The 19,655-nt window shown below is 65.0% G+C and carries 11 protein-coding genes and 1 pseudogene; 6 read left to right on the forward strand and 6 right to left on the reverse strand.

Annotated elements, in window-relative coordinates:
• Window positions 1-12 precede the first annotated feature (12 nt).
• The 6 genes and pseudogenes from tssH to MRS60_RS20105 all read left to right on the forward strand — a co-directional run.
• Window positions 13-2,664 carry a type VI secretion system ATPase TssH gene (gene tssH, locus MRS60_RS20080; RefSeq protein WP_243566503.1) on the forward strand — a complete coding sequence of 884 codons (2,652 nt, stop codon included), beginning with the start codon at window positions 13-15 and terminating at the stop codon, window positions 2,662-2,664.
• The gene (gene tssI, locus MRS60_RS20085; protein WP_243566504.1) at window positions 2,661-4,865 is read left to right on the forward strand and encodes a type VI secretion system tip protein VgrG; all 2,205 of its coding nucleotides are present in this window, start codon (window positions 2,661-2,663) and stop codon (window positions 4,863-4,865) included. Before tssH ends, tssI begins: the two co-directional genes overlap by 4 nt.
• A 15-nt stretch (window positions 4,866-4,880) precedes the next feature.
• Window positions 4,881-6,146: a hypothetical protein gene (locus MRS60_RS20090; protein WP_243566505.1), complete on the forward strand. Its 1,266-nt coding sequence runs from the start codon at window positions 4,881-4,883 to the stop codon at window positions 6,144-6,146.
• A 14-nt stretch (window positions 6,147-6,160) separates the two neighbouring features.
• Complete coding sequence (locus MRS60_RS20095) at window positions 6,161-10,714, forward strand: RHS repeat-associated core domain-containing protein (RefSeq protein WP_243566506.1); 4,554 nt, start codon at window positions 6,161-6,163, stop codon at window positions 10,712-10,714.
• 184 nt (window positions 10,715-10,898) lie between these two features.
• Entirely contained in the window at window positions 10,899-12,389 is a 1,491-nt protein-coding gene (locus MRS60_RS20100) for an ISNCY family transposase (RefSeq protein WP_243566507.1), read from the forward strand.
• Between the two features lie 178 nt (window positions 12,390-12,567).
• Window positions 12,568-13,203: pseudogene (locus MRS60_RS20105) on the forward strand (ISNCY family transposase); the annotation flags it as partial.
• A gap of 516 nt (window positions 13,204-13,719) precedes the next feature.
• Here the strand turns inward: MRS60_RS20105 and MRS60_RS20110 are convergent.
• The 6 genes from MRS60_RS20110 to MRS60_RS20135 form a co-directional block, all read right to left on the reverse strand.
• The gene (locus MRS60_RS20110) at window positions 13,720-14,169 is read right to left on the reverse strand and encodes a CBS domain-containing protein (protein WP_034179488.1); all 450 of its coding nucleotides are present in this window, start codon (window positions 14,167-14,169) and stop codon (window positions 13,720-13,722) included.
• 91 nt (window positions 14,170-14,260) lie between these two features.
• A complete protein-coding gene (locus MRS60_RS20115) occupies window positions 14,261-14,410 on the reverse strand; it encodes a BON domain-containing protein (RefSeq protein WP_235212438.1) in 150 nt (49 codons plus the stop codon).
• Between the two features lie 13 nt (window positions 14,411-14,423).
• The gene (locus MRS60_RS20120) at window positions 14,424-14,888 is read right to left on the reverse strand and encodes a hypothetical protein (protein ID WP_243566508.1); all 465 of its coding nucleotides are present in this window, start codon (window positions 14,886-14,888) and stop codon (window positions 14,424-14,426) included.
• Window positions 14,889-15,224: 336 nt separating this feature from the next.
• Complete coding sequence (locus MRS60_RS20125) at window positions 15,225-17,603, reverse strand: exo-beta-N-acetylmuramidase NamZ domain-containing protein (protein WP_432207845.1); 2,379 nt, start codon at window positions 17,601-17,603, stop codon at window positions 15,225-15,227.
• Entirely contained in the window at window positions 17,549-18,796 is a 1,248-nt protein-coding gene (locus MRS60_RS20130) for a putative glycoside hydrolase (RefSeq protein ID WP_243566510.1), read from the reverse strand. The genes MRS60_RS20125 and MRS60_RS20130 overlap by 55 nt, the downstream gene beginning before the upstream one ends.
• Complete coding sequence (locus MRS60_RS20135) at window positions 18,789-19,577, reverse strand: polysaccharide deacetylase family protein (protein WP_243566511.1); 789 nt, start codon at window positions 19,575-19,577, stop codon at window positions 18,789-18,791. Before MRS60_RS20135 ends, MRS60_RS20130 begins: the two co-directional genes overlap by 8 nt.
• Between the last annotated feature and the right edge of the window lie 78 nt (window positions 19,578-19,655).

The raw sequence follows: 19,655 nt of genomic DNA on the forward strand, positions 1-19,655 counted from the left end.
ACGGGAGCCGCCATGTCCGATATCGGCCGCGTCAACCTGTTCGGAAAACTGAATCCGTTCCTCTACGAGACGCTCGAGCAGGCGACCGGGTTCTGCCGGCTGCGCGGCAATCCGTATGTCGAGCTCGCGCACTGGTTCAAGCAGATCCTGCAGCGGCCCGACGGCGACCTGCAGCGCGCGCTGCGCCGCTTCGACATCGACGAGGCCGCGATCGACCGCGCGCTGGTCACCGCGCTCGACCGGCTGCCGCGCGGCGCGGGCTCGGTGTCGGACCTGTCCGTGCACATCGACGACGCGGTCGAACGCGCGTGGGTCTATGCGACGCTGAAATACGACGCGACACGGATTCGCGGCGCGGTGCTGCTGCTCGCGATCCTGAAGACACCGCAGTTGCGTAACGTGCTGATTGGTATCACGCGTGAATTCGAGCGCATCGTGCCTGATCTGCTCGCCGACGAACTCGAATCGATCGTCGAAGGCTCGCCCGAGGCACAACCGGCCGCGCAGGCTACGAAGGCTGGCAACGCGTTGCGCGCCGCGCCCGCCGACGACTCGGCGCTCGCACGCTTCGCCGTCGACCTGACCGCCCGCGCGCGGGCCGGCGAGATCGATCCCGTCGTCGGCCGCGACGCCGAGATCCGCCAGATCGTCGACATCCTGCTGCGCCGCCGCCAGAACAACCCGCTGCTGGTCGGAGAGGCCGGCGTCGGCAAAACAGCCGTCGCGGAAGGCTTCGCGCTGCGGATCGCTGCCGGCGACGTGCCGCCGTCGCTGCGCGACGTCGCGCTGTACCTGCTCGACATCGGGTTGCTGCAGGCCGGTGCGAGCGTGAAGGGCGAGTTCGAGAGCCGGCTGCGCGGCGTGATCGACGAAGCGATGTCGTCCGAGCGACCGGCGATCCTGTTCATCGACGAAGTGCATACGCTCGTCGGCGCGGGCGGGGCGGCCGGCACCGGCGACGCCGCGAACCTGCTGAAACCCGCGCTCGCGCGCGGCCTGCTGCGCACGATCGGCGCGACCACGTGGTCCGAGTACAAGCAATACATCGAGAAGGACCCCGCGCTGACACGGCGCTTCCAGCTCGTGCACGTGCACGAACCGGAAGAAGCGGCCGCGCTGACCATGCTGCGCGGCCTCGCCGCGAAGCTCGAGGCCCATCACCGCGTACTCGTGCTCGACGACGCGCTGCAGGCCGCCGTCACGCTTTCGCACCGGTATATCCCCGCCCGGCAGTTGCCGGACAAGGCGATCAGCCTGCTCGATACGGCCTGCGCGCGCGTCGCCGTCAGCCAGCATGCGGTGCCCGCGCCGATCGAGGACGCGCGCCGCCGCATCGACAGCCTGCGTGTCGAGCAGGAGCGGATAGGGCGCGAATGCGCGCTCGGCACCGGCGACGCCGCGCGGCGCGACGCGATCGAGTCGGACATTGCCGCCGCGCAGGCCGCGCTCGACCAGCTCGACGTGCGCTGGCAAACCGAACGCAATGCATTGGCGGCGATCGTCGAATCGCGCACCGCGTTGCTCGACGACGATCCGTCGCGCGAACTCGACGCCGCCACGCGCGCCGATATCCAGGCACACCTCGCGACCGCGCAACAGGCGCTGGCCGACGTGCAGGGCGACGCGCCGCTCGTGCTGCCCGCCGTCGACACGCACGCGGTGGCGGCCGTGGTCGCCGACTGGACCGGCATTCCGCTCGGCCGGATGGTGCGCGACGAGACGCAAGCCGTGCTGAAGCTCGCCGATACGCTCGGCGAACGCGTCGTCGGCCAGCGGCATGCGGTCGAACTGATCGCGCAGCGCATCCAGACCGCGCGCGCGAAACTCGACGATCCGACCAAGCCGCACGGCGTGTTCCTGCTGTGCGGCCCGTCCGGCGTCGGCAAGACCGAGACTGCGCTCGCGCTGGCCGACACGCTGTACGGCGGCGAGCACAACGCGATCACGATCAACATGAGCGAGTTCCAGGAGGCGCATACCGTATCGACGCTGAAGGGCGCGCCGCCCGGTTATGTCGGCTACGGGCAGGGCGGCGTACTCACCGAGGCCGTGCGCCGCCGGCCATACAGCGTCGTCCTGCTCGACGAGATCGAGAAGGCGCACCGCGACGTGCACGAGATTTTCTTCCAGGTGTTCGACAAGGGCTGGATGGAGGACGGCGAGGGGCGCGACATCGATTTCCGGCACACGGTGATCCTGCTGACGTCGAACGTCGGCGCCGATCGCGTGATGCAGCTCTGCCGCGACCCCGAGCGCCTGCCCGACGTACAGACGCTTGCCGATGCGCTGCGCGCGCCGCTGCTCGACGTGTTCCCGGCCCCGCTGCTCGGCCGGCTGACCGTCGTGCCGTATTACCCGCTCACCGATGCGACGCTCGCGCGGATCGTTGCGTTGCAGTTGCGGCGGATCGAGAAGCGGATCGACGCGCATCACGGCATCCGGCTGCGCTGCACCGACGCGGCGACCGCGCTGATCGTCGAGCGCTGCCGGACGATCGAATCCGGCGGCCGGATGGTCGACGCGATCCTCACGCACACCGTGATGCCGCGCATCGGCCGCGCGATCCTGCAGGCCACGCTCGAAGGCCGCGCGTTGTCGTCGATCGAGGTCAGCGCGGCCGACGGCGAATTCGCTTACCGGTTCGACGAGGAGGCAACGACGTGAATCGCGTATTCACTCTCGACAGCCCGCACGGCGACGACCTGAAATTCCACACGCTCGACGGCAGCGACGAGCTCGGCCGGCTGTTCGAATTCCGGATCGAGGCGCTGGCGGACAGCCATAGCCTGTCGTTGAAGGACATGCTCGGCAAGCCTGTGACCGTCCGGATCGAACAGCAGGACCAGTCGACGCGCTACCTGAACGGGATCGTTGCGCGCGCATCGCTTGCGGGCAGGCGTGCCGAGCGGCACTACGGCTACGAGCTGGTCGTGCGCCCATGGCTGTGGCTCGCGACGCGCCGGTCCGATTGCCGGATCTTCCAGAACAAGACCGTGCCCGAGATCGTGCAGGAGGTGCTGTCGACGTACGGCTTTCCGATCGAGAACCACCTCGCCGAATCGTATGTGCCGCGCGAGTATTGCGTGCAGTACAACGAAACGGATGCCGCGTTCGTGTCGCGGCTGATGGAGTTCGAGGGCATCTATTACTGGTTCCGGCACGCCGAGGACACGCATACGCTGATGCTGAGCGACGCGATGTCGTCGCATACGGCGCTGCCCGGCTACGAGACGATTCCGTACATCGCGCGCGACCGCACCGCGATCGCCGACGAAGAGCACATCGACGGCTGGCTGCCTGCGCAGGAGGTGAGCGTCGGCAAGCACCAGACCACCGACTACGACTATACGAAGCCGCGCGCCGATCTTTCATCGCAGAAGGTCGATCCGCGCGGCCACGATCACGATGGCTTCGCGTCGTTCGAGTGGCCGGGCGGCTATCGCGACGATGCGCCCGGCGCGCATTACAGCCGCGTGCGGCTCGAGGAACAGCAGGCCGAGCACGAACGCGCGAGTGCCGATACGGATGTGCGCGGCGCCGCGCCGGGTTATCTGTTTACGCTCGCGCATTGCCCGCGTGCCGACCAGAACCGCGAGTACCTGATCGTGCGGTGCCAGTACCGCTTTCAGGAGAACGCTTATGCGAGCGATCAGGGCGCGGAGGCTGTGGTGCATCAGACGATGATGCTCGTGCAGCCGTCGAGTTTGCCTTTCCGGTCGCCGCGTGAGACGCCGCGGCCGCGGACCAACGGGCCGCAGACGGCGACCGTCGTCGGGCCGCCGGGTGAGGAAATCTGGACCGATCAATACGGGCGCGTGAAGCTGCAGTTCCGGTGGGACAGGTATGGACAGAGCAACCAGGATTCGTCGTGCTGGGTGCGAGTGTCGAGCCCGTGGGCCGGCGGTGGATTCGGAGGGGTACAGATTCCGCGTGTGGGCGATGAGGTCGTGGTCGATTTTCTCAACGGTGATCCGGATGAGCCGATCGTGACGGGGCGCGTTTATAACGGCGAGAAGATGCCGCCGTGGGGGCTGCCGGGGAGTGCGACGCAGAGCGGGCTGCTGTCGCGGTCGTCGCCGGGCGGGACGACCGAGCATGCGAATGCGTTCCGCTTCGAGGACAAGAAGGGCGCTGAGCAGCTGTGGATGCATGCGGAACGGAATTTCGATGCGGAGACGGAGGCCGATCATTCGCTTTCTGTGGGGAACAACCATACGCATACGGTCGGCAACGACGAAACGATGCAGGTGAAGAACAACCGGCAACGGAGTGTCGGGCAGAACGAGACGGTGAATATCGGGCAGAACCGGGTTGCACAGATTGGGGCGAACGAGACGCATGGGGTTGTCGGGAATCGAACGCGGACGGTCGGACAAAACGAAACCGTGACGATTGCCGCCAATCGCGACGCGACCATCGGCGGCATTCACAACGAGACGGTTGCGAAGGGCAAGACGGAAACGATCGGCGAAGGCAAGACGCTGAACGTCGGACAGCTTTATCAAACGACATCGCAAGACATGAAGACGCTGGTTGCAGCATCGCATACCGAGGAAATCGGTGCGCGCACGTCGACGATTACGAACGCGCATACGCTCACGGTCGGCGGTGAACACACCGTCAGCGTCGGCGCGAACCATACGACGAGCGTGCGGCATCAGGTGCTCGTCAATGCCGGCGACCAGCTTGCGCTCGTCTGCGGGAAGTCGAGCATCGTGATGATGAGCAATGGCACGATCACGATTCAAGGTGTCAACGTCGCATCGACCGGCACGGACACCCACAGCGTGAACGGCAAGACGGTGACGTCGTCGGCGACGGGCGAGCATACGGTCGAAGGCACGATCCTGAAACTGAATCCGTGACGGAGGTTCGCACGAATGCAGAACTGGCAGCCGACCAATCCGGTGGAGCGCAGGTTCATGGACGCGCATACGGACTGGATGAGTTTCGCGAAGGAACGCGACGGACGATTGATGATCTGGCAGACCGATGAGACGGATGCGCAGCTCGTGCGGCTGTATTTCCAGGTTCAGGATGAAACGTCGTGCGCGGTCAGGACGATGCGTGCGTCGTTCGTCAATGAATCGAGCTATGCGAAGGCGCTGACGGACGAGCTCATTGCGTTCTACGACAGCCGGCGTGAGGCGTCCGATGCGCAAGGCGTGCGAGCCGACTGGCAAGCGCCGTACGACGATGGCAAGAATCCTTTGCTGTATCTGTTCACGGTTGCCGACAGCCTGATGCAGCACCATCCGGATGTTTTTCCGTCGATGGTCTTCGTGCTGGAGCCGGCGAAAGTGCGGGATGACGCGGCATGGGTGCAGTGGATCGATGGCTTGCTGACGATCATTGCGGTCGCTCCGCAGCTTGGCGAGCGCGTGCGCTTTGTCGTGCCGCGTATCGATATCGCGCCGTTTGCAGCGTTGATGCAACGGCATCGGGCTGCGGTGCGCGTTGTACAAGGCAAGTATTCGATGGCGAGCGTGCCGCGCGAATTGCTGGCGGAATCGGGCGAGCGCGGGCCGAGTGGTGAGTTTAGACGGCATTTCGTGATGCTGACCGAGACGATCGAAGGCGGTAACCCGTCGCGGCTCGAAGAATTGCGTGCGGCTGCGCTGAAGGTCGCGGAACGCGAGCAGTGGTTTGATCAGTGTGTCGTCGTGCATTTGATTGCCGGTGCTGCGTATCTGAAGTGGCGCGATCGGGAGCGCGCGATCGATGCTTATCGGAGCGCGGCCAGCAGCGGGATGCGTGCGGTTGAGGCCGGGCATCCGGCGGGGCACAAGCTTGTTGCAAACGGGTTGTTCGGCGAGGCGAGCGTGCATCTGACGCACAAGGATTACGCGCACTCGGCGTATTGCTATGAGCGTGCGGCGGCGTCGACCACGGCTGCAAAGGACGGGCTGATGACGGTCGAGGCGTGGCGCATGAGCGCCGTGTGCTGGGAGCGGGCAGGGGAGCGCGAGCATGCGCTGGAGGCGGGATTCAATGCACTCGATGCGGGATTGATGATCGACGAGCCGATGCGCGCGAACAGCAACCTGCCGCTCGTCGTCGAGTGGATGGTCTCGCAGTTGGGTTCAATGGACCGGCGGCGCAATGCGCTCAGCGAGAAGGTCGCTGCGTTGCGTGGCGGACGCTGAGCGGGGAGGGCGACGTGGGACTGCTGGCGGTCAAGCATCTGGATCCTGTCGTCGGGATCGACGTCCACTCCGTATTGGTCGCTCCGAGTCCGACGCCCGTATTCCTGCCGCATCCGCATGTCGGGTTCATGCTCGATTTGCGCGAGTATGTCGAGGCGGCGAAGGGCGTGGTCGGCAGCATTGCGATGGCGATTGTCCAGGAGAAGGTAAGTGAGTATCTCGAGGATCATCCGGACGTCGTAAAAAAGCTCGACGATGCCGCCGAGTTCGCATCGGGGAAGCTGACGGATATCCAGGACAACGCGATCGTTGCGGAGGGGCTGAAACTCGAGCAGCAAGCCGCGGCACTACAGAGCAGCATTGGAAGCGTGCTCGGCGCAGGCGTCGGAATGGGAGGCGCCGCCGGCAGGCCGATATTCGTGAACGGCTTGATGCGGGCCACGGTCGGAACGCATTCGTATCACGTTCCGGGGCTGCATTTTCCGCTCGGGGAGTCGTTTGCACCTCCGCCGGCGCCGGATCCCATCCCTTCGGACGACGCGGAGTCGTACATGGGCAGCCGGACGGTACTGGCCAACAACGATCCGATGTCGTTCATGGCGCTACCGGCGTTGAGCTGCTGGTCGATCGGCATGGAGCCGCCCGGTCACAACAGCGCGCATACGGAGCGGACTTATCCGTCCATGCCGAGTTCGGTGATGCTGCCGATTCCGGCAGGGCGTCCGGTGATGGTCGGCGGGCCGCCGGTCATGAATATGGCTGCGGCGGCGAAGGGGTTGTTCAAGGCGTTTCAAGGGTCGAAGTGGGCGAAGGCGCTGGCGGACAAGCTGAATTTGAAATCGGGATTCTTGCGGTGCAAGGTGCTCGATGCGGAACCCGTCGATTCGACCACCGGCGAGGTGATCGTCCATCAGCACGATTTCACAGTGGCCGGACGCCTGCCGCTCGTCTGGGAGCGCTACTACGCGAGTCACGATATGCATTGCGGCGCCGTCGGCATGGGTTGGCGGACACCCGCCGACATCCGGCTCGAACTGACGCGGAACGGAGATTCGGTCGGGGTCGCTGCGTATTTCCCCGATCACGCAACCGCTTTCGATGCGATGCCGGACGCACCGGGATGGGCAGCACACGTCCATGACTGGCAATATGGCCATGCCCTGTATCGACGGGACGCGTGGCTCGTCCTGCGCACACGTACCGGAATCGAACATGTATTCGCGTTGCCCGCCGGATGGCAACGCGCGGTGACGGAGCTTGTGGAAAACGCTGCGCTGGCGCTCCCTCTCAACAGAATGACCGACCGCCACGGGAATGCCTGGGCGTTCGAGTACGGGCCGGAAAGCAGCCTCGTGCGCGTGGTCGAGTGGAAGGGCGAGGAGGCGAGCGGGCGCGTGATCGAATGCGACACGCACGCAGGCCAACTCGCCGCGCTGACGCTGGTCGACAGCGAGGGGCTCGGACATCCACTCGTCCGCTACGAGCACGACCGGAACCGCAATCTGGTTTCAGCCCTCGACGCCATGGGCCAGCCGCATCGATTTGCGTATGCCGACGATCATCGGATGGTCCATCACGCGAGCCCCCGCGGAATCTCTTTCTGTTATAGCTATCGCCCGCGTCGCGACGGAGTGTGGCGAGTCGAGCGGGCGTGGGGCGAGGATGGACTGTTCGATTACCGCTTTTCCTACGATATCGACCATCGCGAAACGCGGATCACCGATTCGATCGGGAACCTAACGATCCTGCAGACGAACGAGCGCGGTCTGCCCGTCGTGCGGATCGATCCACTTGGAGGGGTAACGAGTTACCGATACGACGCGCACGGGCGCACGAACGGCGTCACCGATCCCGCAGCGCGAACATCCACATGGGAGTATGACGCGTACGGCAATTTGCTTGGCCATACGTTTTCGGACGGGAGCGCTGTGCGTGCCGAGTACGACGCGGACCATCGACCGGTGTGCCTGACCGCCCCGGGCGACAGGCAGTGGCGCTATGCATGGGACGAGCACGGCAAGCTGATCGAGCAAACCACACCCGGGCACGCAAGCTCACGATACGACTACAACCGTCATGGGCAACTTGCATCGCATACGGGGCCGCGAGGAGCGGTGACGCACTTCGACTACGATCGTGATGGCAATCTGGCGGAAATCGCCGACGCGCTCGGCCGGCGCACCCGCTACCTCCATGATGCACGGGCCAATATCATCCAGACCGTCAGTGCAATGGGGCAGGTGAGCTGCTACGAATACGATCGAAACGGTAACCTGACGCGGGCAATCGAGCCGGGTGGACAGGAAATCCGTTGTACTTACGATGCCGACGGAAACCTGACGCACTTTCGCGATCCGAATGGCCAGCTCACGCAACTGGAGTATGGCGCGTTGGGCCAGATCAGCAAGAGGGTGGCGCCTGACGGGGGCGTTGTGGAGTATCGGTATGACACCGAGCAGCGGCTGATTGGCGTCGCCAACGAACGCGGCGAACTGTATCGATTCAAACGCGATGCCGTCGGCCGGATCGTCGAGGAGACGGACTACTGGGGGCAGACGCGATGCTACCGGTACGGGATATCAGGTGAACTGCTCCACAGCGTCGATCCGCTGGGACAGGCCATCGAATACCGGTACGACCGATCCGGCCGCCTCGTTCAGAAACGTGCGACGACCCCCGGGCATGATGACGGCGTGCGCACGGACAGCTTCGCGTACGGTCCGCACGGCGATCTGGTACTGGCACGGAATCCGGCCGGCCGCGTCGAATTTTGCTATGACGCGGATGGCTGGGTAATCGAGGAACGTCAGAGCGACGACACGCAGGGCGATATCTTCACGATCGCAAGCACTTATGACGCATCCGGCAACCGGACCGAACGCAAAACCCGACTCGCTGCGGGCGGCGAGGTCGTCGAGCATGTCGTGCGCTACGAGTACGACACATTGAACGCGGTCACGTCGATCCGGATCGACGATGCACCACCGGTCGTCCTCGAACGCGATTCGCTCGGCCGGATCCGTACTGAACATCTGGGCACGGACTTGTGGCGCGAACTGTCGCATGAGGCAGGTGGCCAGCTTGCGTCGCAGACACTGCGGACGACCACCGACGTGCTGTTCGCATGCGAGTACGTGCATGATGCGAATGGCGAGATGGTTGAAAGGCGGACCGCTCACGACAACGTCGAGCAGTTTCATTACGATCCGATGGGGCGTCTGACAACTCACCTCGATCCCGGGGGGCGTCTGCGCCGATTGCTTCGCGATTCAACGGGCGACCTACTGAAGACGCGTGTTTGCGAACGCCGCACGGCGATCGGCAGCAATGCGACGCAGTGGGTCCGCGAAGGCGAATTCGATGGCCACTATCTGGCCTACGATCGCATGGGCAACCTGATCCGCCGACATGACGCCACACAGGACCTGACGTTGCGTTGGGACGCTGCGGGTCAACTGGAGGAAACGGTGGCGATACGATCGGCGGCGGCCGACATGGCGGGAACGCAGGCGCGTATCCAAGCACGGTACGAATACGATCCGTTCCAGCGACGCGTGCGCAAAACAGTACATGTCGGGCCGGCCGGCAAGGAACTGCAGCCGTCCAGTACCAGTCGCTTCTTCTGGGACGGCAATGCGCTCGTGAGCGAGTACACCACAGGAGATGGCAAGCCTGGCGATCCGGCCGGGCAGACACCAGCACGTGCTTTTGCGCGTGAATGGGTCTACTACCCGGAGACGTTTCGGCCGCTGGCAACGGTGCACTGCGACTGGACGGCAGATGTCGCGTCTGCACGGACATCCGGACACGCATTGCCGCACTCCCGGGCGGCCTATCTCTTCCTGAATGATCCCAACGGGGCACCCGTGCGACTGCATGATCTGCAGGGAGGGCGTGTTTGGGAAACGCGCTACGGCCCGACAGGAGGCGCGGAAGCATGCGTCAGCGCCCAGGCAATGACGCAGCCGCTCAGGTTGCAGGGACAGTATTTCGACGAGGAGTCGCGTCTGCAATACAACCGGTATCGCTACTACGATCCCGCTACCGGAAGCTTTGTCAGCCAGGACCCGATTGGTCTCAAAGGAGGGCAAAACCCATACATGTATGCGCCGAACCCGTATTCATGGATCGATCCGCTTGGCACGGACTGCAAGAGCGATTTCAGAAAATGGGCACTGGAAAAGATCTGGACCGAAGCGAACCATCCGCTGCGGTTCCTTCTCGCGCGCGACGCGCAGGGAAACGAACTCAAGGCATTCACGCGGCCACCTTCACGTAAGCATGAGGACCTGATCAACTGGGCGAACGGTCCGACAATCGAAGCCGGTCACGTTACAAGCAAGCATTCCGGAGAGCCGGAACGCCTCGGGCTGCAAGATGCCTGGGAAAATCAAATGGACAACTGGTTCGGCGAAAAGCATGGTGTCATCGTGACTCGCCACGGCATCATCGAAATCGGCGGGGTTCCAGTCCATACGCGCTCGGCCGAGGAATGGGAATTGTACGGACATTTACCCACTGGCACGGTCACAAATGCGCCGAAGAGCATCGGCTGGGCGCCGCCGTAATCGTGGGGTTGTGCAGCCTCCGTAATGCACGTCGCCACGACTATATTAGTTGACATAACGTGAATTATCGAAATTAAATCGTGTAGTGGCTAGATTGAAATGTCCGCTTTTGGCTACATAGAAATGTCCGCTTTCGGGCCGCGTAAGCTGACCGGTCGCCGGGTATCCGGCGCCGGAGGCTGCGATGGCTGCAACGGAGCGGATCACGATGACGATGCGAGAGCTGGACCGATTCAAGGTCATTCAGGACGTAGCCGACGGCAAGCTCAAACCATGGCGTGCAGCGGAACGGCTGGAATTGACGAGCCGGCAGGTCCGCCGACTGGTCGCCCGGTTACGTGAGCACGGCCCGGTGGGATTGGTGTCGGGACACCGGTCGAAGCCCGGCAACCGCCGCCTGGATCCAGGAGCCGCTGACCGGGCGCTGTCGATCATCCGTGATCGCTACGCTGATTTCGGGCCGACGCTGGCCTGCGAGAAGCTCTGGGAGTGTCACGGCATTCGGCTGGCCAAGGAGACGGTCAGGAAGCTAATGACGGAGGCTGGGTTATGGATTCCGCGTCGGCAACGACCGCCGAAGATTTATCAGCCGCGTGCGCGCCGGGCGTGCCTCGGTGAATTGATTCAGATCGACGGCAGCGATCATCGGTGGTTCGAGGAACGGGCGCCGGCCTGCACGCTGCTGGTGTATGTGGACGACGCAACGAGCCGGCTGATGATGCTGCACTTCACGCAGACCGAATCGACGTTCAGCTACTTCGAGGCAACACGGGCATACATCGAACGGCACGGCAAACCTGGGGCGTTCTACAGCGACAAGGCCAGCGTATTCCGCAACGTGAAGCCAGGAAAGACCGGTAACCGTGTGACGCCGTTCGGCCGCGCGATGTACGAGCTGAACATCGACACGTTCTGCGCGAACAGCAGCTCGGCCAAGGGGCGCGTCGAGCGCGCGCATCTGACGTTGCAGGACCGCTTGGTCAAGGAGATGCGATTGCGCGGAATTAACACGGTGGCCGACGCCAACGCATACGCGCCCTCCTTCATGGCCGCCTACAACACACGCTTCGCGAAGCCGCCGAAGAGCGACTTCAATGCACACCGGCCGCTGCGGCCCGACGAGAGTCTGGACGTGGTGCTGACATGGCGTGAGCCGCGGAAAGTGACGAAGTCGCTGACGGTACAGTATGACCGGGTGATGTACTTACTGGACGACACGCCGGAGAACAGGAAGCTGATCGACCGGCAGATCGAGGTGTGGGAGTACCCGGATGGACGGATCGAGCTCCGTGCTGACGATCGCGTGCTGCGCTGCCGGCAGTACGATCGTTTGGCTGAAATCGATCAGGGTGCCGTCGTCGAGCACAAGCGTTTGAGCCATGTGTTGCAGGTCGCGCAAGCGCTTCAGGCGCAACGCGATAACCGCCGAATCGGTAAAGCGCCGTCTCGAACGCATCGTGGCGACTCGACGCGGACTAACCGAAACGAGGCCGAGCCGGGTAAGAAGAAGCAACGCAAGATCACACAGGCCGACGTCGAGCATGTGATCGTCGATCTGGCGCAACGTCGTCAAACCGCCAAGCCAGCGGACAAACCTGGCCGTCGGTCTGCAAAAGCTGAGGAAGCGAGCGTAAGCGCCCTGCCCGTTCAGGCGCCGACCTTCGACACTGCGTAACGGTTAAAGCGAAGAAAGAGACGCTGCAAAACCAACCTTAAAACCGGACATTTTTAAATAGCTGGCAGGTGGACATCTGAATCCGGGTATGACAAATCGTGTAGTGGCTAGATTGAAATGTCCGCTTTCGGGCCGCGTAAGCTGACCGGTCGCCGGGTATCCGGCGCCGGAGGCTGCGATGGCTGCAACGGAGCGGATCACGATGACGATGCGAGAGCTGGACCGATTCAAGGTCATTCAGGACGTAGCCGACGGCAAGCTCAAACCATGGCGTGCAGCGGAACGGCTGGAATTGACGAGCCGGCAGGTCCGCCGACTGGTCGCCCGGTTACGTGAGCACGGCCCGGTGGGATTGGTGTCGGGACACCGGTCGAAGCCCGGCAACCGCCGCCTGGATCCAGGAGCCGCTGACCGGGCGCTGTCGATCATCCGTGATCGCTACGCCGATTTCGGGCCGACGCTGGCCTGCGAGAAGCTCTGGGAGTGTCACGGCATTCGGCTGGCCAAGGAGACGGTCAGGAAGCTAATGACGGAGGCTGGGTTATGGATTCCGCGTCGGCAACGACCGCCGAAGATTTATCAGCCGCGTGCGCGCCGGGCGTGCCTCGGCGAACTGATCCAGATCGACGGCAACGACCATCGGTGGTTCGAGGAGCGGGCGCCAGCCTGCACGCTGCTGGTGTATGTGGACGACGCGACGAGCCGGCTGATGATGCTGCACTTCACGCAGACGGAATCGACCTTCAGCTACTTCGAAGCGACGCGCGCGTACATCGAACGGCACGGCAAACCTGGGGCGCCCGACAGCGACAAGCACAAGCGCGTTTCGCAGCCCGAGCTGCACCACCGCCATTCTCCGTTCATTGCCGCGTGCGGTCCCTGCCGGTTTCCCGGCGCCCATACCCCGCCCTTCACGCTCCGTCACCTCAGCCGACGAACGATCACCGCCGAGACCGCGACGACGGCCGAGATTGCTGCAGATAGCAGCAACACGTATCCGATCAGTCGCCAGAATTCTGCGACGCGCTGCTCCAGTATCCATGCGCGATAAGACGTCACGTTGCTCGCTGCGTCGGCATACGACGCGCGATAAACGAAAAGCGGCATGCACACGTCGTGCTCGGGTATCGGTGAAGTCAGCAATGATCCTGCCCGCAGCTGTCCCACGGCCGCGCATTCCGCCGTATTCATTCCGTCAACGATTGCCGTGCTGATCGGGTGGTCGTAAATCGCGCCGATCCACGTAACGGCACTCGACAGCAGTACGCAAAGACCGATGCCGGCAAGCCAGCGGCGCGGCATCGGAAAGCGGAAAGCGCGCCGGAGCGCGCTACCCACGCTGCTTCTCCTCGAAATACGGCTGACGTGCCGCGACGAGACGCAACTCGTCGAGCAACGCCGCGGCAGCACGCAACAGATCGTCGAGCGTGACGATGCCGACCAGTTGGCCGTCGTCGCCGACGACCGGAAGCCGGCGTATGCCATGCTGCCGCATGCGCTTTGCGAGCAGCCAGACATCTTCGTCGCCGTTTGCGATCGCGACGGGTTCCGACATGATGTCGCCGACGAACAACGCACCCGCCTCCGCGTCCGGGCTCACCACGGCGAGCACGATGTCGCGGTCGGTCACCATGCCGACCGGCAGAAGGTGCCCTTCCCGTTCACGCACCACGACCAGATCGCCAGCGTGCGCATCGCGCATCCGTTCGGCTGCCTCGACGACCGTGATCGTTGCGAAACACGTGGCGACATCGCGAGTGCAGAGCATCGCAGCATTCATGTCATCTCCTGGTTGTCCCGGGCGACGCAAATCGTCACCGCGGCTCGGACATCCTTGACCGTCGATCAACGTCTGTCCTGCTCCTGACCGATCAAGCGATCGACAGTCGATCGACGACTTCGCGCACGCCCGGCGCCTGCCAGGCGGCATCGAACACAAGCTGCCGTTCGCTCAGCGAATCATGATCGTCGGCTCCTTTTCGCATCCGGTAAAACAACGGTAGGCGCAGTACCGCCGGCAAGAATTGATGCAGGTCAGTGTGAAAGCCCGTGCGTGCGCGCGGTAGATGTCGCGACCGGCGTCGTCCGGCGCGCGGCCGCTACGGCCTCGCCGCGGCTTTGATCCGTCCGGCCCGGTTCAATGAGGCGCAGGACGATCCGGCGTCCGTGTGTCGACAGGCTGGCGTGCGCTTCCGCTATCGACGTCGTATCCAGCCGAACGAGACCACGCTCGGCCAGGCAGTGAAGATCGGCAGGGTCGCCCGGTCGGCACCGCGGCTCGCTCGCGAGAACCATCATGATCGCGATTTCATGGGGGCTAAGCAGCCTGTCTGCATTCGTATCGGCCGGCCGTTCGCCATGAGGCGCGACAGATCCCGAGCGGGAAATGATCGGGTGATTGGCCGTGTCCTTGAAAGTCGAGGGCATGATGTGATCCGTATCGTGAACGTGAAGACGCAAACGGGACGAAACCGTGTCGACGTCGATCTTGACCGCCACGCACAACGCTCAATGTTCGCGCTTGTCGGCCAATCGTTCTTGATGCAGGTCAGCAATCGATCGAAGGTGATCGGGATGCACCCAAACTCCAGACGAAGCGCCTTCGCACGAACCTGCGTGTCACGTTGAGCGCGTGGCTCTGCTGGCGAGCAGGTCCGCGTGTCACCGTCGATAAAATCGAAAGTGCGAATGGAGGTGTTGTCTTACGAAAGCGGACAGCATGCGACGGATCCTGGCGCAGCACCTCGGATTGCCGTTCGCGCCCTATCCGGACACTCGGTTGAATGCACTCGCCCTACGTCGGCGCGTATCAAACGACGCGCCCGCGCGGCGGATTCAGTACAGCAGAAACGCCGCCCGCGCTTGCGCGAACGCCGCCGTCTGCGTGTCGACGACCCGTTCGATGTCGTCGAGCGGCCTCCCCGCTTCCAGCATGTCGGCGACCTCGCGCGAACCGACCGACGCGCGAATCGCGTCGATCCGGAACAGTCCGGGATACCGACGGTGCAAAACGAGTGCAAGTGCGAGCCCTATTTCGCCGGGTTTTGCCGCGCCGGGCAGTCGCGCAATGCGCACACCGTCGCACGGTACACCGCGATAAGGTCCTTCCGCCGGCACGAAGCGAACCGGCGCGAAGGTCGCGCCGAGCCGCATCGCACGAAGATCGTCGGCGAGTGCATGGCCGTCGATCCACGGCGCGCCGACCACGCCGAACGGCGTTGCGGTGCCGCGCCCGACACTGAGCGCCGCACCTTCGACGAGCCCCGTCTCGGGATACAGCGACAGCGCGCCGGTATCGCGCAGGTTCGGCGACGGCGGCACCCAGCCCAGCCCGGTGGCGTCGAAGCGCATCGCGCGCGCGTAGTGCGCCATCGGTACCACGGTGAGCGCGGCGCCGATTCGCATCCGGTCATTGAACAGGCGCGCGAGTTCGCCGATCGTCATCCCGTGCTGAAGCGGCAGCGGGAAATAGCCGGTGAACGTGCGCGGCCCCGGATCCGCCACCGGGCCGCCGACGACATCCGCGCCCAGCGGATTCGGACGGTCCAGCACGAGCACCGGACGATGCGCGGCAGCCGCCGCCTCGAGCGCATAACCAAGCGTGGCCAGGTAAGTGAAGAAGCGTACGCCGGCATCCTGCAGGTCGATCACCAGCACATCGGCATCGGCGAGCAACTCGGGGGCGATCCGGCGGTGGCTGCCGTAGAGGCTGTGAACCGTCACGCCGGTCGCGGCATCGATCGTGTCGCCGAACGTTTCGTCCACGTCGGTGCCGAGCCCGTGCTCGGGCGCGAACAGCGCAACGAGCCGTGCGCCCGGCGCGTGCGCGAGCAGGTCGGCGGTCCGCGTGCCGAACCGGTCGAAGCCGCTGCGATTCGTGATCAGCGCAATGCGCTTGCCGGCCACGGCCGCGAATCCGTCCGCCGCGAGCACGTCGATGCCGGCCAGCACCGGTCCGTGCGATGCCGGCAGCCGGCCGCTACGGGCGACGGCCTCGGCCATCGTCGGTGCGCGCGTGGCGATCTGCGGCAACGTCGAGGGCCCCGCCCCGCTCGATACGATGCGGAGCACCTGCTCGCGCAACGGCGCGGCGGTGCCGGTTTCATCGGGATACAGCCGGCTCGTCAGCACGACCGCGAAGCGGCGCGTCACCGGATCGATCCACAGGGCGGTGCCCGTGTAGCCGAGATGCTGCAGCACGCCGACCGCGGGCAGCCGGTAGCGGTTCGCGACGAGCGGCGCCGCGACTGCCCAGCCGGTCGTGCGCAGGTCGCCTTCGGCATCGAGCGTGGCCGGCGTCTCGAGCGTCGTGATGCTGGCGCGGCTCAGCACGCGTGCCGAGCCGAGTGTGCCGCCGTTCAGCAGCATGCGTGCGAAGCGCGCGAGATCGTCCGCGCTCGCGAACAGGCCCGCGTTGCCCGCCACGCCGCCCATCGCGGCGGCGATCGGATCGTGCACCCGGCCCCTGATCAGGCGGCCATCCCGGACGACCGTGGGCGCGACGCGCGCCAGCAACGACGCAGGCGGCCGAAACGCCGTGCTCGCCATGCCGAGCGGCGCGAATATGTGCATCGCGCACCACGCGTCGAGCGGCCGTCGCGACACGCGCTCGACGATCTGGCCGAGCACCACGTAGTTGACGTCGCTGTACCGTACGCGCGCGCCGGGCCGCGCATCGGGCGCCATCGCGACGATGTCGGCCAGCACCGCCGCGCGGCTGCGCAGCGCGCGAGACGACGACACGCCGGGCGGCAGCCCGGACGTATGCGCGAGCAACTGCCGAAGCGTGACGTCCGCCTTGCCGCGCGCGGCGAACGCAGGCCAGTAGTGTGCGGCCGGAGTATCGAGATCGAGCTCCCCGCGCTCCGCGAGCTGCATGACGGCGACGGCCGTCGCCACGGGCTTCGTCAGCGACGCGAGATCGAAAACGGTATCGGCCGTCATCGCTTCGGCGGCCGTGCCCGTCACACGAAAGCCGCGGGCCACACGTACGCGCACACCGTCCGCATCGCCCGTCACGACGACCGCGCCGGCAAGATGGCGATCGGCGATCTCGGCGGCAATGACAGCGTCGATCGCGGCGGCCGGCGGTAGCGCCGCGGCCGGGTCGACTTCCGCCCGCGCGCAGACGGGCGCCAGCGCGAGCAGCAGCGCGCCGGTCAGCGCGGCAGCGCAGCGGGATCGTAGCGATTGCGCGGATTCCACAGCATCCATCCGTCCGTGCCGGCCGTATCGGCGGCGTCGACCTGCGCGCGAATCTCATCCGCATCGAATTCCCGGTGGTCGAACGCGTAGTCGCGAAACGCCTGCAGCCAGGGCCGAAAGCGCACGCCGGCGAGCCCCGTGCGGTGCATCGCTTCGGTCAGCGAACGTTCGACGATCTCGCCCGGATGATCGGTGGGTTTGCGGCAGCCGGGCAAGCCCCACGTAAAGCCCGACGGGTACAGCATCGGCGAAATGTAGTCGACCACCCCGCCCAATGCGCCAAGCCGTTGCCCGATGTGCGTGTCGTCCTCGTTCCAGCACACGTAGCCGAAGATGTCGGCCGACACATAAACGTTGTACGGCCGCAGCCGCTCGCGCGCCCCCGCCAGGAATCCCGTGATCGCGGCCACGCGGTTCGCTTCCGTATTGGGCTCGCTGAAGCGCAGGTTGTTCGCATCGGGAAAGCGCAGGTAGTCGAACTGGATCTCGTCGAAACCCAGCTTCGCCGCCTCTTCCGCGACGTCGAAGTTGTGTGCCCACGCCGCCTGCACGGTCGGATCGATCCATCGCAAATGCTCGCGATCGCGCCAGATCCCGCCGGCCGCATCGCGCACCGCCCAGTCCGGGCGGGCAGCCGCGAGCGGATCGTCCTTGAACACGACGATGCGGGCGATCAGGTACAACCCGCGCGCATGAAACGTGCGGATCAGGCCCGCCAGGTCGGCGACGCGCGGTGCCGGATCGCTTGCCGCGCCGATCGCTTCGCGTGCCGCGCTGCGATAAGGGGTCATTCCGCGATCGCCCTTCACGTCGATCACGAACGCGTTGACTGCCGTGCGGCCCTGCAGCGCGAGCGCCGCGTCGCGCAGCGTACGGTCCGCGATGCCGTAGGCGGACAGGTAGACCGCTTTCGGACGCACGGGTGTCATGCGAATCGTATGCGTGACCCCGGCCGCCGTCAGTTCGACTTCGGTTCGTGCGTAGCCCGGCGCACGCACGCTCAAGCGTGTACCGGTCGTCTCGACCTCCAGTGAAAACGCTCCGTCGCCGTCCGCGGTTCGGCTCACGCCGGACGCATAGCCGATCGCACCGGCCAGCGGGTGCCCGTTCGTGGCATCGACGACCGTGATCGCCACCGGTGCCGCCTGCGCGGCGAAACCGGCGAGCAACAGCAGGACGCAGGCGATCAGGCGGTCAATCATGGCTTCCCCCGGCGGTTTGCAGCAATCCGTTCATGCATCGTGCGTCGCATGCATCCGTCATCAGATAACGCGGCAGCGTCATGGCCGGGTCCGTGAGCCGAACGGGACGCGCATCGAGCGTGAAGGCGGCGACATAACCTTCGCGAGCGGCCAGTTGGTCGGTTTCTTCATCGTGGACGCCGAATGGCCAGGCCAGCAGCCGGATCGGCTTGCCGGTTTCGGACTCGAGCCGTTCGCGGGAGCGGCTCAACTGGACGGACACGAAGCGCCGGTAGTCGTCCGTGGTGCGCCGGGCGCGTTCGGTGTGAAAATTCGGATGCCAGTACGTATGGGACTCGATGTCGACTCCGCCGGATCCGCCAAGCGCGCGCAGCTGGTCCCACGTCATCGCGTAGCTGGCGTTGGAGATTGCCGACGGATAGACGAACAGCGTGACCGGTATTGGGTGCCGGGCCAGCAACGGGCGCAGTATCTCGTAGACGGAACGGTGACCGTCGTCGACCGTGATCGCGACCGCCCGCGCCGGCACCGCATCCGTCTGGCCGCCATGCCAGCGCACCACGTCGGCGAGCGGCACGATGCGATAGCCGCTTGCCTCGATCGCATGCAACTGGTTGCGGAATGTCTCGGTACGCACCGTCATCGAATCCAGGCGCTCCGCTGCAAACCGGTGATAGACGAGAATCAGCACGCGTTGCGGCGCCGGCACGACGGCGTCGGCCGACGCGGCCGGCAGCACGCACGACAGAACGAACAGACAGACGATCAAGCGTAAGACCATGGCGCACCTCGGGGAATCGCTGCCCTATTCTTCCCGATCGCGCCGCGCGCTCGCTGAGCCAGGTCAACAACCGTTCGC

Origin of the sequence: Burkholderia pyrrocinia, assembly GCF_022809715.1 — a bacterium.
GTDB lineage: Bacteria > Pseudomonadota > Gammaproteobacteria > Burkholderiales > Burkholderiaceae > Burkholderia > Burkholderia pyrrocinia_C.